15 protein-coding genes are annotated in these 15,978 nt (G+C 68.7%); 9 read left to right on the plus strand and 6 right to left on the minus strand.

Going from position 1 to position 15,978, the window contains the following annotated elements; genetic code table 11:
- A partial coding sequence (locus tag FCN22_RS22115) for a hypothetical protein (RefSeq protein ID WP_238384543.1) occupies positions 1-282 on the plus strand: 282 nt, incomplete at its 5' end.
- A gap of 1 nt (position 283) precedes the next feature.
- Here FCN22_RS22115 and FCN22_RS05385 read toward each other — a convergent pair.
- The 4 genes from FCN22_RS05385 to FCN22_RS05400 all read right to left on the minus strand — a co-directional run bounded on the left by FCN22_RS05385 (position 284) and on the right by FCN22_RS05400 (position 3,100).
- Positions 284-1,072, minus strand: coding sequence for a GNAT family N-acetyltransferase (locus tag FCN22_RS05385; protein WP_137120530.1), 789 nt, complete (start codon positions 1,070-1,072; stop codon positions 284-286).
- A gap of 45 nt (positions 1,073-1,117) precedes the next feature.
- Complete coding sequence (locus FCN22_RS05390; RefSeq protein WP_137120531.1) at positions 1,118-1,504, minus strand: VOC family protein; 387 nt, start codon at positions 1,502-1,504, stop codon at positions 1,118-1,120.
- A 419-nt stretch (positions 1,505-1,923) separates the two neighbouring features.
- Positions 1,924-2,619 carry a nucleotidyl transferase AbiEii/AbiGii toxin family protein gene (locus FCN22_RS05395; RefSeq protein ID WP_202911423.1) on the minus strand — a complete coding sequence of 232 codons (696 nt, stop codon included), beginning with the start codon at positions 2,617-2,619 and terminating at the stop codon, positions 1,924-1,926.
- Positions 2,620-2,638: 19 nt separating this feature from the next.
- Positions 2,639-3,100 carry a helix-turn-helix domain-containing protein gene (locus FCN22_RS05400; RefSeq protein WP_202911424.1) on the minus strand — a complete coding sequence of 154 codons (462 nt, stop codon included), beginning with the start codon at positions 3,098-3,100 and terminating at the stop codon, positions 2,639-2,641.
- 306 nt (positions 3,101-3,406) lie between these two features.
- Between FCN22_RS05400 and FCN22_RS05405 the strand changes: the two genes are divergently transcribed.
- The 5 genes from FCN22_RS05405 (at position 3,407) to FCN22_RS05425 (ending at position 8,631) form a co-directional block, all read left to right on the plus strand.
- A complete protein-coding gene (locus FCN22_RS05405) occupies positions 3,407-4,048 on the plus strand; it encodes a site-specific integrase (protein WP_202911425.1) in 642 nt (213 codons plus the stop codon).
- A gap of 577 nt (positions 4,049-4,625) precedes the next feature.
- On the plus strand, positions 4,626-5,627 hold the full coding sequence (locus FCN22_RS05410; RefSeq protein WP_137120533.1) for a CBASS oligonucleotide cyclase: 1,002 nt from the start codon (positions 4,626-4,628) through the stop codon (positions 5,625-5,627).
- A 1-nt stretch (position 5,628) separates the two neighbouring features.
- A complete protein-coding gene (locus tag FCN22_RS05415) occupies positions 5,629-6,132 on the plus strand; it encodes an HORMA-1 domain-containing protein (protein ID WP_137120534.1) in 504 nt (167 codons plus the stop codon).
- 53 nt (positions 6,133-6,185) lie between these two features.
- Positions 6,186-7,124, plus strand: coding sequence for an AAA family ATPase (locus tag FCN22_RS05420; protein ID WP_137120535.1), 939 nt, complete (start codon positions 6,186-6,188; stop codon positions 7,122-7,124).
- A gap of 16 nt (positions 7,125-7,140) precedes the next feature.
- Positions 7,141-8,631, plus strand: a complete 1,491-nt coding sequence (locus FCN22_RS05425) for an SAVED domain-containing protein (protein WP_137120536.1) — start codon at positions 7,141-7,143, stop codon at positions 8,629-8,631.
- A gap of 150 nt (positions 8,632-8,781) precedes the next feature.
- On the opposite strand, the gene ychF is transcribed toward FCN22_RS05425, so the two are convergent.
- Complete coding sequence (gene ychF, locus FCN22_RS05430) at positions 8,782-9,867, minus strand: redox-regulated ATPase YchF (protein ID WP_137120537.1); 1,086 nt, start codon at positions 9,865-9,867, stop codon at positions 8,782-8,784.
- Between the two features lie 403 nt (positions 9,868-10,270).
- Here ychF and aspS point away from each other — a divergent pair, with 403 nt between their 5' ends.
- On the plus strand, positions 10,271-11,575 hold the full coding sequence (gene aspS, locus FCN22_RS05435) for an aspartate--tRNA(Asn) ligase (protein WP_137120538.1): 1,305 nt from the start codon (positions 10,271-10,273) through the stop codon (positions 11,573-11,575).
- Positions 11,576-11,886: 311 nt separating this feature from the next.
- Entirely contained in the window at positions 11,887-13,749 is a 1,863-nt protein-coding gene (locus FCN22_RS05440; RefSeq protein WP_137120539.1) for a peptidoglycan-binding protein, read from the plus strand.
- Between the two features lie 45 nt (positions 13,750-13,794).
- Here FCN22_RS05440 and FCN22_RS05445 read toward each other — a convergent pair whose 3' ends face one another.
- Positions 13,795-14,676, minus strand: coding sequence for a thioesterase family protein (locus tag FCN22_RS05445; RefSeq protein ID WP_137120540.1), 882 nt, complete (start codon positions 14,674-14,676; stop codon positions 13,795-13,797).
- A gap of 69 nt (positions 14,677-14,745) precedes the next feature.
- On the opposite strand from FCN22_RS05445, the gene FCN22_RS05450 reads away from it, so the two are divergent.
- A complete protein-coding gene (locus tag FCN22_RS05450) occupies positions 14,746-15,954 on the plus strand; it encodes a DNA recombination protein RmuC (protein WP_137120541.1) in 1,209 nt (402 codons plus the stop codon).
- Positions 15,955-15,978 lie beyond the last annotated feature (24 nt).

Raw genomic sequence — 15,978 nt, forward strand, 5'->3', positions numbered from 1 at the left:
AACATGCCGGTGAATTCCCAGTCTCACACAGTCGACACGCGGGACCAGCAAAAACTAAGTGCGGCTGTAGTACTAGGGGCGACCACCGACAGCCCCTCCGTTTCGCGACGCCTGCGCCGGTCCACCAGCGCCGCCGAACTGGTGCGATCGAACATGCACCTGGTGCGCGAACTCAACGAACGCTGCCGGCGACATCATGCGAGCCATGCGCTCAGCGGCCCACAGCGAACCGGAGCTGGCTGTGGTCGCCGAGGCGTGACCCGGCTGCTGTTGGTGCCGTGAGTCAGCGGCTCCACTGGTATGGGGTCGTGGTCGAGACCTTCGCCAGACCAGAGCGCTCGAGGATCGGCCGGGAGAACTCCGTCGAGTCGCTGTTGATGAAAGTCTTGCCGAGCCGAAGCGCCGATCTGGCCCGCGCCGCGGTGAGGGCGCGGTAGATCCCCCGACCCCGCCAGTGCCGCAAGGTGGCCCCGCCCCAGATCCCGGCGAAGTCCGTGTCAGGCACGGGATCCAGTCGTCCGGCACAGACGACGCGGCCCTCGGCCTCGGCGACCCACAGCTCCATCCCGTCACCACGCTCCAGCCTGCGGATCGCCGCATCGGACCGCTCGCGCCAGTGTGGGTCCTCGAAAACCTCGCCCTGCATGGCGCCCATCGCGAGCACGTCGCCCTCACTGGTGACCTGGCGCAACCGCACCCCGTCCGGCAGCGGCACGTCGACGGCGAGCATCCGGGCCTCGCCGATCATGATGGATTCCGGCTCCTCCGGGACGAATCGGTGGGCCAGGAGCGCCTCGTGCAGCCCCGGCGCGCGGTCGTGTCCGCGTGACTTCCACTCGACCCGGGTGATCAAGGGGTCGGCGGCAAAGTGGGCGAGCGCCTCGGCCACGAGCTGCCTGACCTGCTCGGCATGGGCTCCGCCCAGGTCGCGGTAGGTGATGAATCCCCTACCCCCGTCGAAGGTGACCAGCCACAACGGGCCGTGCCGGGTCACCGACAGGGCGCCGACGGTCTCTGCGTCGGTCCGGAGCTGCGCGTCATACGCGGCGAGCAGGGCGGTGTGGCCAGTCATGGCCGCCAGCGTGCCGGGCTGCCCGATGCGGCAGCAACAGGTTTGTCAGAGCTGGGCCATGCCGAAGACGTTGCCGTCGGGGTCCTTGAACCAGGCCATCCGGTCCTCGCCCAACTCGGCAATTCCCTTCTCATTCGTCTTGATCCGGTCACCGTCGACCTGCTCGAAGCTGACGCCGTTGGCGGTGAGCTCATCCACCGTCTTCTCGAGGTCCTCCACCTCCCATGCGGCGATCGTGCCGCCCGACTTCCCCGCGTTGGCGGGCGAGGGGTAGATGTGGATCTCACGGCCCGCGCCGCACGGGTACGTGATCCCGCCGTCGCCGATCTCCCTGCCTCCCGATAGGCCGAGCTTGTCCTCGTAGAACTCCCTGGCCCTCGCGAGGTCAGACACGGGTACCGCCGGCTCGACCTTGGCGTTAGAAAGACCCATCTCGCTTCTCCGCTCTGTTCGCGCCCAATGGCTGACCAGTGGGTCACCAAGAGTCTGTTTCCCGGCCGCGGTTCGGTCAACAACTCGCCCAGCTCGGCGGCGCGCGCCATCTTCGTCAAGCGGTGGCCGAGTGAAGATCCACCGTGGTGCCGCCCCCGGCGACCGAACTGGCCCTGAACTGCGCGACGAGCAGACTCACACGTTGAAGCGGAACGAAAACCGGGTGTTTCAGCTACCTTCGATCATCGTTGAAAACAGCCGGAGAAGGGTCTCTGACCTGGGCAAACGCCGTCCACGAGTCGTTGGCAGCCGTTGGTCAGAAATGGGCTCCGCGTGACTTCTTGCGGACTGTTTGCGGACCGCTGGACGGTCGGAGACCCTGAGGTCATTCGTCGCGGACTCACCGACATGACGTCAGGCTAGTTCGAGCCCCGACCTAGACCTTCGATCTTCGCGGATCTTGCGGACAGGTCGCGGATGCTCTGCCAGACAGCCGCTCGGGGCGCGTCGATTTTGAGTGCTCGGATGTATTCGTCGAGACGTTGCGGGCGATCTTGGAGGTAGGTGACTGCTTTGTTGAGGCTCTCGCCAACCGTCTTGCCGTATGCATCGACCGCCTTGCGCGCGCCGGCCTTCAGGGCGAACGTGTCGGGTTTCATCATGGCCAGGTCGATGAGGTCGCGGCTGAACGTCGACGTGTCTGCCCAGCGGTCGTCATTGGCGAGCAGCTTGCTTGCGACCTGGTCGGTTCGCGTCAGGATCCGTACGCCGCAGATTTCATCCTCTGGCGAGGGAGTGTCGAGGTCGAGCCGTCCTTCGTGGATGATCTCGAACTTGATCGCAACCCCTGCTACGAGCACCGACGTCCGGATCCCGTAGCCGTCGACAGAAGGTGTTCGACCCACGTCCAGTTCGCGTGTAGCCAGAGCGTCGAGCCCATGGTCCCTGACGATCTGGCGCAGCTGTCTGTACGACTGCTGGTCGGAGACCAGGAAGTCGATGTCGACCGATTCGCGGAACTCATCGTTGGCGAGGACGATCGCGGTGCCGCCTCCGAACCAGCAGTTGTGCTCGGCCAGGAGCGGTGCGTCGAGCATCGACAGCACCTCGGCCACCCGTTGGTGGTGCAGTCGCCTAAACAAGGAGCCTCCCGTTGCTGTAGGTGTCCGCGAGGTGCTGGATGAACGCCTTCTCGTGATCGGTGAGGGCTTCCTGGTTCAGGTGTCGCCAACCGCGTTCGTAGAGGTTGAGTGCCTCCGTCTCGGTGATGGTGGTGCCGGCGTCGGTCTGCCAGGCCAGCGTGCGCAGGCCGGGGTAGTCGCCGACCGTGATCGTCGCCGGTTCTGCTGCTGGAGCGTCGAGGATCGGGACGACGAGGTGGAGTCCGAGTGCGGCTGCAACGTTGATGTAGGCGCCGATCGTGACCGAGGGGTTGCCGGCCTCGATCCTGTGCAGGGTGACACGCGAAACGCCAGCAGCTTCGGCACAGGCAACTACCGTGACACCGAGGGCCTTTCGGCGTTCGCGCAGCCGGGCGCCTAGGCGTTCGAGGTCCGCCTGTTGCTCGGGGCTCGTGTACGGGCTAGGGGCTGGCATGTTTCTCATTTTAGTCATCCAACCTTTTAAGTCAATAATGAGAAACATCTGAATGCCCCTCTCGATCCGACGGACTAGCCCCAGCGCGAAACCAGCCGTGCGTCCAGTTCGTCCAGGTCAGACCGATCGACGGGTCCGCCTCCAACTCGGCCGCGCGCGACCGCCGCCCGGCTCGCCCCCGGCACCATCCAGACGCGGTACGTCAACGTCAGATCGGTATTCCGCGCCGCAGTGAAGGACCGGGTGATCGGCACAGACCCGACCGACGGCGTACGCCTCCCCCGCGGCCGTCGCGCGGACGTAGCCATGTCGATCCCCACTCCGGAGGACGTCGGGCAGCTCATGGCCGTAGCTGACGAACGGTTCCAGCCCTTCATCGCCCTCTACGCCTTCGCCGGCCTGCGGTTGGGGGAGGCGGCCGGGGTCCAGCTCGGCGACGTCGACTTCCTCCGCAGGTCGCTGAAGGTCTCCCGCCAGGTGCAACGCGTCAACGGTGGGGCGATCGACGTACGGGCACCGAAGTACGGCTCAGAGCGCGTCGTCTACCTCGCCGACACTCTCGTCAGCGTGCTCGCCGAGCACGTCACCGCTCACGGCACCACCGGCAAGGATCGGTGGCTCTTCGCCGGGGACGGCGACGACCCACCGCACCAGAACACCGTCGGCTACTGGTGGCGCAAGACGCTGCGCGATGCCGCCCTGTCCGGCATCAAGCTCCACGACCTGCGGCACTTCTACGCCACCGGCCTCATCGCGGCCGGGTGCGACGTCGTGACCGTCCAACGTTCGCTCGGCCACGCCAAGGCAACAACGACCCTCAACACCTACGCGCATCTCTGGCCGACGGCCGAGGACCGCACGAGGAAGGCAGCGGAGTCGATCATCTCCGCGTCGCTCGGCCAGCCTGCCGCGGCCCGGGCCGAACGGGGGCGAGGCCAGGCTGAGTGAGCCGCTGCCCTGGATCCGCCCCCACTCTCCCGGGTGAGCGGGTTGCGCCTCACAGCGCCGGTACTGAGCGGGCCCCTCGATTCTGATCACCAACTCGTTAGGTAACAATTAGATAACAGAATTGTCCACAGGCGCTGTCACGCATGTGGCCACTGAGACCGGTGAGTCGAGGCTGAGCGGAGATGCCCAGCGCAGACGCCCTCACTGCATCAAGCACGCCCACATCTAGTGCTCGAAACGAGATGGGACCACGACATCTTGGTTCCTGACGTCCGCGTGTTGTTATGCTGTGGATAACTACATCGCTGTCATTATCCCGCCCCGACCTGTCGGTGCGCACCGCTAGCCTGTAGAAGCCCGCCTGCGGGTACAAAACCGAAGAGTGCTCTGACAAGACGAAGGCCCTGGCGGTCGACGTGATGTCTGATCCAGGGCCTACGTGGACTTGCTTGGTCGCTTTCCACTGTAGGGCACCCCGTGCAGTTACGCACGCGTACGACGCGAGTTCCCCGCGAGATCAGCATCACGCCCCTCGGGCCCCGTCTTGAGTACCACTCATGACACCCGGGAGGAACCCGTGCACGACCATGTCGACCACGACGCCCTCTCGACGTACGCCGTCGAGAAGGTCAACGTCCCCAAGGAGAAGGCCAAGGCGCGCCGCGACCAGGTAGCCCACCTCCGCACCCGCCTCGAGACCTATATCGCCAGCCATCCCGACTACGACCTGGTCAAGATGCGTGGCTCCGGCAGCGTCGCCAAGCACACCGCCATCAAGACCAGTTCCGACACCGACGTCGCGGCCTACGTGCGGGCGTCCGCCGTCGGCGGTCTCCAGGTCAACGAGGCGCAGTTGCTCAACTGGCTGCTCGAGCGGTGCAAGGAGGTTTACGGCAAGACCAAGGACGCCGAGGACTTCAAGATCTCCCACCACGCCGTCGGCATCACCATGCACGGCACCGGGCTCAAGATCGACGTCGCCCCTGTGCTCTACGAGGGCCAGCCTGACGACCGCGGCCACCTGGTGACCCAATCCGGCGACAGGGTCCTGACCTCGGTCACCCAGCACCTGGAGTTCCTCAACAGCCGCGGTCGCGTGGCCGGCCCCGAGCTCAAGGAGCTCATCCGGCTCTTCAAGCAGTTCATCCGCCGGATCAAGGACGAGTCCGCCGCCACCGGGCAGGAGCTCCGCTTCAAGAGCTTCCTCGTCGAGCTCCTCGTCGCCCAGCTCCACGACCACGGCTGGAACGGCGAACCGCTGGCGACCAAGAACTACCCCCGCGCGTTCGAGCAGATCCTCGGCTACATCGTCACCACCGGGCTGAAGCAGCCGATCATGTTCACCGACTTCTACGCCACTTCGCAGGTGCAGCACAGCTACGACGCGATGCAGGTCTGGGACCCGGTGAACCCCGACAACAACGTCGTCCGCGCCTACACCGACTACGACCGGCAGCGCATCGTGGACCGCTGCAGCCAGGCCCTCGACCAGGTCTCCTGGGCCAGCACCACCGCCAGCAAGGGAAGCGCCGTCGATGCATGGCGCACCCTGTTCGGCCCGACCTTCTCGGTGGCCTGATATGACCTACTCGCTGACCCGCACCGCCACCTTCACCATCACCGAGGCCCGCTACATCGCCAGCAAGCTCGGCGCCGACCTGCGTAACCTCAACGCCCGCTACGGCCGTCCGCGCCTGGACTGGATCCCCAACTACGTCGAGGAGACTGCCCAGTACCTCAAGTCCGGCTACCTCAACTACGTCGACTTCGGGTTCAAGGACGGCGGGGAGTGGAAGTTGCGGCTGCGCTACACCGCCGTCGCGGGCGGCCAGCTCCGCGACGACGTGCCCGGCGGTCTCCCCAGCGCCCTCGATACCGCGCCCTACGAGTTCCACAGCTTCCTGAGCCACAACAGCGCGTTCGATGCCCTGACCGACGCCGAGCGCGTCAGCTTCAAGGCAGCCCTGCCCATCGACCGCACGCCCGGCACCGAGCCCACGGCCTACGCCGGCTCGTACGGAAACACCTCCCAGTACTCCCGTGGCGGTCACGGCCTCGACCGCAGCCTCTACAGCGCGATTTGACTCACCGGGAGGGCCAGCACCTCGCTCGCACTCCCACGACCCCCGGAGCAACCATGAGCGACACCGACCTCTTCCACCCCGTGATCGAGCTCCCCGACGACGTCCGCTACGACAGGTATCGCCGCCTCGTCGGCCTCGACGACGTCAAGATCCGCCTGCGAAAGGAGGCCGCAGTCCTCGCCAACCCCGACGTCCTGACCCGGTGGGCCGCGACCCACCACCGCGGCCTGACCGGCGACCACCAGGCCTTCACCCTCCTCCGCGATCGCGCCCCCCTGCTCGTCTTCGCCGGCGACGTCGGCTCCGGCAAGTCCGCGCTCGCGGAGAGCTTTGGCTGTGACCTCGGCGACCACCTCGACGTTCCGGTGACTCTGTACCGGCTCAAGCTGTCGGCGCGAGGGACCGGGCACGTGGGCGAGATGACCACGCTGATCGCCGAGGCCTTCGCGACCGTTACACGCGAGGCCAAGCTCGGCCGCGGCGCCGACGGACGCCTCCGCGGCGTCACCATCCTGGTCATCGACGAGGCTGACGCGCTGGTGCAGTCCCGCGAGGCCAGCCAGATGCACCACGAAGACCGTGCAGGCGTGGACGCGTTTCTTGCGGGGATCGACGACTTCGCAGGCTCCGGCATTCCGCTGCTGGTGGTCATGTGCACCAACCGCCTCGCCGCGCTCGACCCTGCCGTCCGACGTCGGGCGGCCGCGGTCTTCGAGTTCCACCGGCCCGACGCCGACCAGCGCCGCGCGGTCCTCACCGATGCCCTCACTGGCTTCGACCTCGACAACGACGCGATCGACAAGCTCGTCCTGGTGACCGGCGAACGAGCAGCCGGACAGTCCGGCTTCACCTACTCCGACCTCACCCAGCGCCTCGTCCCGACTGCGATTCTCGAGGCCTATCCCGACACAGCGCTATCCGCCGACCACATCCTCGCCATTGCCGAGGACATGACCCCCACCCCGCCCTTCCAGGACCGGCCCGCAACCTGAGCCCAAGGCACCCACAATGACGACATCCCTCCGCCGGACCCCCGCATCACTGCCAGCCCGCGCCGCCGCAATCAGGGGCGACAATCTGCAGCATGCGGTCGGCCTGCACACAGTTCTTCAGGCCCTTCAGGACGAGCACGCCGAGAGCGTAAGCATCGAGGACCCCGACGGCGGCGCGTTCGACGACGTCGTACTACGGCGCGCCGAGGGACTGCCGGGGACCTGGATGCAGGTGAAGTCCAGCAACTACGGCGGCGAGGTCATCGACGACCAGTGGCTGACAACGCCCAGGGCGAAGCAGGGCGTCTCTCCACTCCAGGCCTTCCACACCACCTGGCGCAAGCTGACCGATGGTGGAGAACCGTTCAACCTGGAGCTGGTGACCAACCGCAACTTCGACCACGGTTCCGCCCTGTTCAAGGCACTTGACAAGAAGTCCGATCACCTCGACCCGACCAAGCTTCACGACGCTCTGGATCGACCACAGACCACCCTCGGACGGCTCCTCACGACCTTCGCGACCCACCTAGGCACGGAGCGTACTGAGGTCCTCGAGTTTCTCTCCAGCGTGACCTTCCGCAACGAGGGCTCCGAGAACGCTTGGCGCGAGCGGATCTCCGACCTGATGCGGCTCAACGGGTTCCGCGGGGACGACGAGGCCGTCACCAGCGCCCTGCGCATGGTCAGCGACTGGGTCACCGACGGCGTCGGAGAAGTCACCGTCGCCGAGGCCCGACGGCGCCTTGAGGACCGCGACCTCCTGGCCCAGGACGGGACCCTGGTCCTGGCCGTGCACGGCATCGACCGCGAGGAGTCCCGGCAGCTCCCGAACGCCCGCGTCGACTTCACCGACCTCTACCCCGACGGCGACGCCTTCGAGCGGCGGACCATCACCGACCCCACCGCCTGGGACGCGATCGTGCGCCCACGGCTCGCGTCTGCAGCTCGGACGCTTGAGGCGTTCACCTCCCGCCGGGTCCACGTCGTCGCGTCCGTCCGTCTCCCGGTCTGGTTCGCGATCGGCCGGACCCTCCCCGGGGTGCGGCGCTGGATCATCTCGCTGAACCAGGACGGCGTCGAGTGGGCCAGCGACGCTAGGGGCGGATCCGCCGGGCTGGTGGTCCTCACCGACGAACTGATCCCCGGCAACGGCGAGGATCTCGTCGTCTGCGTCGCCCTCCGCCACGATCCCACAGCCGACGTCCGCGACTACGTCACTGCGTCCGGCATTCCAGCCGGACGCCTGTACACCGTCACCGGCGAGACCGGCGTCGGCCCGGTGTCGGTTGTCGACGCCGCCTGGGCCACGTCCTGGGTCACCGCGCTCCAGGACGCTCTGATCGCCAAGGTCAGGGAGACCGACGCGACGAGAATCCACCTATTCATGGCCGGACCGGCCGGCGTCGCCCTGCTGCTGGGGCACCGGTGGAACGTTCTCCCCCCGGTGACCGTCTACGAGCACCAGGGCGGAGTGAACTACGCGCCGACGTTCCACTTCCCCGCCTAATCGGCCGGGTGGAGAGGGCAACTGGCAGGGCCCGGGGTCCGGAGATGCACTTCCGAGCGGCCACATCGAGCCCATCACGCTAATCACCCTGCGGACTGTGTGCGGACTGGGAGGGGCCACGCCCACTCTGAGCTGCGCAAACGCGCGGATTCACACGTTGAAGCGGAACTCCACCACGTCGCCGTCGGCCATGACGTAGTCCTTGCCCTCCATCCGGACCTTGCCGGCCGCCTTGGCCGCGTTCATCGACCCCGCCTCGACCAGGTCCTCGAAGGAGACGATCTCGGCCTTGATGAAGCCCTTCTGGAAGTCGGTGTGGATGACGCCGGCCGCCTGGGGCGCGGTCCAGCCCTTGCCGATCGTCCACGCGCGTGACTCCTTCGGCCCGGCAGTGAGGTAGGTCTGCAAGCCGAGGGTGTGGAATCCCTTGTGCGCCAACTGGTTCAGGCCCGACTCCTTGGCGCCGAAGGACTGCAGCAGCTCGAGCGCCTCCTCCTCGTCCATCTCCGCGAGGTCCATCTCGAGCTTCGCGTTGAGCAGGATCGCGTCGGCCGGCGCGACCATCGCGGACAGCTCGGCCTGGAGCGCGTCGTCGGAGAGCTGGTCCTCGTCGACGTTGAAGACGTAGAGGAACGGCTTGACGGTCAGCAGCGACAGCTCGCGGATCGCGGCGACGTCGATGCCCGCCGCAGCGGCGCCGGCGTACAGCGTCGTGCCCTGCTCGAGCAGCTTCTGGGCGGCCTGCGCGTTGCTGAGCAAGGCGGGATCCGACTTCTTGCCCTTGACCTCCTTCTCGATCCTCGGCAGTGCCCGCTCCAGTGTCTGCAGGTCGGCGAGGATGAGCTCGGTCTCGATCGTCTCGATGTCGCCTGACGGGCTGACCTTGCCGTCGACGTGCACGACGTCGTCGTCCCGGAAGACCCGGATCACCTGGCAGATCGCGTCGGCCTCGCGGATGTTGGCCAGGAACTTGTTGCCCAGCCCCTCGCCCTCGGAGGCACCGCGCACGATGCCGGCGATGTCGACGAACGACACCGTCGCCGGCAGGATCTTCTCGCTACCGAAGATCCTGGCGAGCGTCTGCAGCCGAGGATCGGGCAGCGGGACGACGCCGACGTTGGGCTCGATGGTCGCGAACGGGTAGTTCGCCGCGAGGACGTTGTTCTTGGTCAGGGCGTTGAACATCGTGCTCTTGCCGACGTTGGGGAGCCCGACGATGCCGATAGTGAGTGCCACGGGGACAGGAGTCTAGTCGCCGCCGAAGCGTATGCCGTCCGCGCACCAGCGTCCGCCACGTGCCGACCACTCGTCCCCGGTTGTTGCTGCGACGAGGCGTCACCGATGACGCCCTTCCCCAGCAACATCGATGTGACGGCGCGGGAGAGCGGCGGCTACGCTGTGCGAGTCAGCGCGACGAGGGAGACCGAGTAGTCGCGGGACGTCGTCGCACAGAGAGCCACCGGTAGCTGGGAAGGTGGCCGGCGAGCCCGCGGTCGAAGACAGCTCCCGAGCGGTGACCGGGTGGCCGTCGCATCGGCCGAGCGAGGCCGGCGCACTTCCGCGGCGGCGAAGGTGTGGTGGCACCGCGAGCTTGCCCTCCGCCCACACCTCCAGGGCCTGGAAACTTTCTGGAGGTGACATGAGCAACACATCCGTATGCCGCACGCTGGCTTCCGAGCTCCCCTCGGCGCCGCCCGGCTCCCCCGTCCGCGTCAGCGGCTGGATCCACCGGCGTCGACGCCTCGCGTCGGTGACCTTCCTGGTGATTCGCGACCGCAGCGGGCTCGCCCAGGTCGTCGTGCGCGACCCCGACGTGGTCGCGCAGGTCGAGTCGCTCGGCGAGGAGACCGTGGTCGAGGTGAGCGGCGTCGCGACGGCGAACGCCAGCGCACCGGGCGGAAGGGAGATCGCCGAGCCGGCGCTGGTGGCCCTGTCGGAGCCGGCAGCAACGCCACCGGTCGAGCTGTGGCGGCCGACGCTGAGCGCCGGCCTGCCCACGCTGCTGGACCACGGGGCCGTCACCTGGCGCCACCCGACGCAGAAGGCCAAGTGGCAGCTCGCCGCCGCCTCGGTGGCCGGATTCCGCCACGCTCTGGATGCCCTCGACTTCACCGAGGTGACGAGTCCCAAGTTCGTCGCGTCGGCGACGGAGTCGGGCGCGAACGTCTTCGAGGTCGACTACTTCGGCCGGCCGGCCTATCTCGCCCAGTCGCCACAGTTCTACAAGCAGATGCTGGTCGGGGTGTTCGAGCGGGTCTACGAAGTCGGGCCGGTGTTCCGGGCGGAGCCGCACGACACGGTGCGGCACCTGGCCGAGTACGTCTCCCTCGACGTGGAGCTCGGCTTCATCCGAGACCACCGTGACGTGCTGGCCGTGCTGCGTGAGGTGCTCGCGGGCATGGTCATCTCGGTGCACGAACGAGCTGCCGCCGCAGTGGAGCTGCTCGACATCGAGGTCCCCGAGGTCCCGGCGGAGATCCCTGTCATCCACTTCGCGGAGGCCCTGCGCATCGTGGGCGCGCCCGACGACGAGCCCGACCTCGCCCCCGCCCACGAGCGGGCCCTCGGAGAGTGGGCGCTACGCGAGCACGGGTCCGACTTCCTGGCGGTCGAGGGATACCCGCTCGCCAAGCGGGCCTTCTACACGCATCCACAGCCGGGTGACACCCGGTGGAGCAACAGCTTCGACCTGCTCTTCCGCGGGCTCGAGCTGGTGACCGGTGGCCAGCGGCTGCATCGTCACTCGGACTACCTGCGGGCACTCGAGGAACGCGGCGAACCGTTGGAGCCCTACGCGTCATACGTCGAGACGTTCCGGCACGGCATGCCGCCGCACGGCGGCTTCGCGATCGGTCTCGAACGGTGGACCGGGCGTTTGGTCCGGGCGGACAACATCCGCGAGGTCACGCTTTTCCCGCGGGACCTGCGCCGCCTCACCCCTTGACCGGACGGATGGCCGCGGGGCAGGCTCGCGGCCATCCTCCGGGCCGGCACACCGGGTGGACCGGCACCACGTCGGCAGCCGAGGTGGGTTCCGGGCGGAACGCCCGTTAGCGGCCGACCGCACAGGACTGCCCGCGACACGCCGACAGTGTCCGAACTGTGACCAAAGCGATATCGACACGGCGTGAGCACCTCCGTCATAGTGTGACCGCCGGGTCACTCCAGTCACTGGCACCTCACTGGTCCCGGCGGTTCCCAAGCCGTCGTCGGCCGTCGAAGTCACCCCCTCCATGCCCCCAAGGAGCTCCGCTGATGCCGCCTGCCCTGACCGGTCCCGCCCGGCGCCGGATCGCCGCCGGATGTGTGGCCGTGCTGACCACCGCGGCACTCGCCGTCGCGTCGGCACCGGCCACGAGTGCCGCGACGACGGACACCAGACCGCTCGGCATCGACGTGTCGGTGTGGCAGCGGCCCTACGGTGCCGGGATCGACTGGAACGCCGTGCGATCCAGCGGGCGCTCCTTCGTCTTCATCCGCGCCACCTATGGCACGACGGTCGACCGCTACCTGGCCTCCAACTGGGCAGGCGCGGAGCGGGCGGGGCTCTACCGGGCGGCATACCACTTTGCCCTGCCCAGCCGGCGCAGTGGCTCGGCGCAGGAGCAGGCCAGGGCGTTCGTGGCCGCCGCCGGCCGGCACCAGGACGTGGGAGACCTCGCGCCGGTGCTCGACCTCGAGACCGACGGTGGCCTGAGCGCGAGCGAGCTGCGCACCTGGGCCCAGACCTGGCTGACCACGGTGGAGTCCCTGACCGGACGCATCCCCGTGATCTACACCTCGCCGTACTTCTGGGGCCAGGAGATCGGCTCGGACGCGTTCAGCCTGATCACCTTCCCGTTCTGGGTCGCGCACTGGACCAGCAAGCAGAATCCCGACATGTTCGCCGGGGCCACCTGGCTGTTCTGGCAGTACTCCTCGACGGGGCGCGTGGCCGGCATCAAGTCGGCCGTCGACCTCAACCGGTTCAACGGCACCGCCGCAGAGCTGAGGGCGGTGGCGCACCCGGGGACCCATCCGACGTTCACGGCGCCGTCATCGCTCGCCAAGGGCAGTGCCGGGCGCTTCAGCGGACACCTGCGGTCGTTGACCGGACAGCCGGTCACCAGGGCTCGGGTCACGCTCTACCAGCGGACCGAGGGATCGAGCACATGGGCCAAGGTGGCGACCACCACCACCAGCTCCGTCGCGGCCTCCTACCGGTTCACGTATGCCCAGAGCAACGCCGCCGCCTACCAGGTGCGCTATCTGGGCGGCAACGACTTCGCCCAGTCCGTGTCGGCCACCCGGTCGGTGCGACTCGCCACCGCGACGACTCCCCAGGCCACGCCCGCACCGGCTCCACCGGTTGCCACGAGTTCGAATCCGTATGCGTGGTACTCGAAGACGACGCTCCGGCAGGGGTCCACCGGCGCCGCCGTCACGGCGCTCCAGAAGGCCTTGCGCCTGACCGCCGACGGCTACTTCGGCCCCAGGACCAAGGCGGCCGTCATCGCCTACCAGCGCTCCCACCGGCTCACCGCCGACGGCATCGTCGGCCCCGTCACCTGGCGCACCCTGGCAGGACAACCGGCCAAGCCGACCATCAACAGCACGCCGAAACCGAAGCCCGCACCGAAACCCAAACCGCAGGCTCCGGCGCTGAACCCCTACACGAGGACAACGCTGCTGCAGGGCTCGAAGGGCGCCGCAGTCACGGCGCTCCAGAAGGCCCTGCGCCTGACCGCCGACGGCTACTTCGGCCCCAGGACCAAGGCGGCCGTCATCGCCTACCAGCGCTCCCACCGGCTCACCGCCGACGGCATCGTCGGCCCCGTCACCTGGCGCACTCTGGCAGCACAACCGGCCAAGCCGACCATCAACAGCACGCCGAAACCGAAGCCCGCACCGAAACCCAAACCGCAGGCTCCGGCGCTGAACCCCTACACGAGGACAACGCTGCTGCAGGGCTCGAAGGGCGCCGCGGTCACGGCGCTCCAGAAGGCCCTGCGCCTGACCGCGGACGGCTACTTCGGCCCCAGGACCAGGGCCGCCGTCATCGCCTACCAGCGCTCCCACCGGCTCACCGCCGACGGGATCGTCGGCCCCGTCACCTGGCGCTCACTCGCCCGACGGTGAGCTCGTCGCCCCGCCACCGGTGAGCGGTCCTCGGCGCCCTCGGCGTCAGCGGCTGGGAACGGTGGTCCGCACCAGCTGGCGCGACTGGGCGACCAGCCGGCCGGTGGAGTCCCAGGCCTCGGCGTCCTCCTCGAGGAAACCACCCGCGTGGTACCGGCTGGTCAGAGCCAGCTGCAGCCAACCCGGCGCCGGACGGGCCCGCACGTAGGTGGTCAGCTCGAGGGTCGGCATCCAGCCGGCCAGGCCGAGGTCGAACCCCACGGGCGGCAGGGCATCCACGGCGAGCAGCAGGAGAAGCGGGTCCGGCTCGCGACCGTCCGGCATCCGCAGCCAGCCGCGGATCTGCCCCCGACGCGACGGCCGCCCGGTCGCCCACCCGGCGGTCGCCGGGTCCAGTCGCACGTCCACGCGTTCCAGGAAGTCTGCGTGCTTGAGGAGGCCGGCCGGCGCCTCCGAGGCCCGGACGCACGCCTCGGGAGGAGGTATCTCGGGTGCCGTCCAACTCGGCGGTGCGTCACCGGCCGGCGGCAGGTCGCCGAACGTCGCCAGGGCGCGCAGCCGCTCCACCCGCGTGCCGCCGACGTCCTGGCTGATCGACACCTGCCCGGTCGACATCTGCCGGCCCGCGCGCAGGGTCTCCGTCGACAGCCTTGCCGCGCCCGGCTCCGCCGCCGAAAGATAGTAGGCGCTGATCGACAACGGGTCGCCGTGCCCCCGGTCGCCGTCAAGCTCGTGCCGCAGCGCATTCCCCGCCAACGCCAGCAACAGGCCACCGTTGACGGCGTTGGCGATCCGCCAACCGGCGCCGAGCTGCGCGGTCCACGAACTGAGGCTCCCCACGGGGTCCGGCCGGAGCTCGATCGAACGGTCGAACTCAAAGGCGCTCGCCCGGATCTCACTGACGCGCTCGTGGTTGTTGCTGCTCACCCGGCCCAGTCTGCCCGTGGCACCGCGTGGGTCAAGCAGGTTGTCAGTGGCGTCTGCCACGGTGTCGGCATGGACCTCATCCTCGCGGCACTCCTCGGCCTGGCCCTCGGTGTGGCCGCCACCTGGCTGGCCCTGCGCGCCTGGCACGTCGCCCGGTCGGCCGCCATCGCAGCCGAACGAGACCTCCTGCGTGAGCGCGTGGTCGACCTCGAGGCCGCCCTGCGCGACGACATGCAGACTGCGTCGGTCCTCGCCCCACTGCGCGAGGCCCTCACCCGCGTCGAGCGCCAGGTCGGCAGCCTCGAGCGCGACCGGCAGCTGCAGTTCGGCGAGCTGGGAGCCCGGCTGACCGAGGTCACCGGCACCACCGAGCAGCTGCGGGCCGCGACAAGCAGCCTCGCCGGGTCGCTCAACGCCTCCACCACCCGCGGCACGTGGGGCGAGGTGCAGCTGCGCCGTGTCCTGGAGCACGCCGGCATGCTGGCCCGCTGCGACTTCGACGAGCAGGTCAGCGCGGTCAGCAGGCACGAGCGCGGGGTGCGACCCGACGTGCTGGTGCACCTGCCCGGCGACAAGTGCCTGGTGGTCGACGCCAAGGCCCCGATGACCGCCTTCCTGGCCGCGCAGGCGGAGGGCCTCGACCCCGCCGAGCGCCAGCGACTGCGGGCTGCGCACGCCACCGCCCTACGCGGTCACGTCACCGCGTTGGCGGCCAAGGCCTACTGGACCGCCTTCCGGACCACGCCGCAGATGGTCGTCTGCTTCGTGCCCGGAGACGCCGTGCTGGCCGCTGCCCTGGCGGCCGACCCGGGGTTGTTCGAGGAGGCGATGGCCAAGAAGGTCGTGCTCGCCTCCCCCGGCACCCTGCTCGCGCTGCTGCGCACGGTGGCGTTCACCTGGCAGCAGGATGCCCTGACCACCAGCGCCCGCGAGCTGCTCGCCCTCGGCAATGAGCTGTATGCGCGGCTGGGCAGCTTGGGCAGCCACGCCACCAAGATGGGCACTGCCCTGCGCAGGTCGGTCGAGTCCTACAACGCGATGGTCGGCGCCCTCGAGAGCCGGGTGCTGGTGACGGCCCGCAAGATGCACCAGCTCGACCTGGAGCCCGAGCCGCTCGCCGACCTCCTGCCCGTGGAGGACTCCCCGCGCCCTCTGACCGCCTCTGAGCTGCTCGACGCGGTGGCGGACGAAGGGTGCCGACCCGAGCTCGACCTCGATCTGGAACTGGACCGGGTCACCGCCGACCGGACTCGGGCCCAGGGGCGCGACTCCGCCTGAGACGCCTCCCGAGGCTCGCCTCGG

It is taken from the genome of Segeticoccus rhizosphaerae, assembly GCF_005222685.1.
GTDB classification, from domain to species: domain Bacteria; phylum Actinomycetota; class Actinomycetes; order Actinomycetales; family Dermatophilaceae; genus Segeticoccus; species Segeticoccus rhizosphaerae.

What these genes read in the sequence shown, in the direction of transcription:
- FCN22_RS05385 (WP_137120530.1), bottom strand. Translation starts at nt 1,072, where the DNA reads ATGACTGGCCACACCGCCCTGCTCGCCGCGTATGACGCGCAGCTCCGG.
- FCN22_RS05390 (WP_137120531.1), bottom strand. Translation starts at nt 1,504, where the DNA reads ATGGGTCTTTCTAACGCCAAGGTCGAGCCGGCGGTACCCGTGTCTGAC.
- FCN22_RS05400 (WP_202911424.1), bottom strand. Translation starts at nt 3,100, where the DNA reads ATGCCAGCCCCTAGCCCGTACACGAGCCCCGAGCAACAGGCGGACCTC.
- FCN22_RS05405 (WP_202911425.1), top strand. Translation starts at nt 3,407, where the DNA reads ATGTCGATCCCCACTCCGGAGGACGTCGGGCAGCTCATGGCCGTAGCT.
- FCN22_RS05415 (WP_137120534.1), top strand. Translation starts at nt 5,629, where the DNA reads ATGACCTACTCGCTGACCCGCACCGCCACCTTCACCATCACCGAGGCC.
- FCN22_RS05420 (WP_137120535.1), top strand. Translation starts at nt 6,186, where the DNA reads ATGAGCGACACCGACCTCTTCCACCCCGTGATCGAGCTCCCCGACGAC.
- FCN22_RS05425 (WP_137120536.1), top strand. Translation starts at nt 7,141, where the DNA reads ATGACGACATCCCTCCGCCGGACCCCCGCATCACTGCCAGCCCGCGCC.
- aspS (WP_137120538.1), top strand. Translation starts at nt 10,271, where the DNA reads ATGAGCAACACATCCGTATGCCGCACGCTGGCTTCCGAGCTCCCCTCG.
- FCN22_RS05440 (WP_137120539.1), top strand. Translation starts at nt 11,887, where the DNA reads ATGCCGCCTGCCCTGACCGGTCCCGCCCGGCGCCGGATCGCCGCCGGA.
- FCN22_RS05450 (WP_137120541.1), top strand. Translation starts at nt 14,746, where the DNA reads ATGGACCTCATCCTCGCGGCACTCCTCGGCCTGGCCCTCGGTGTGGCC.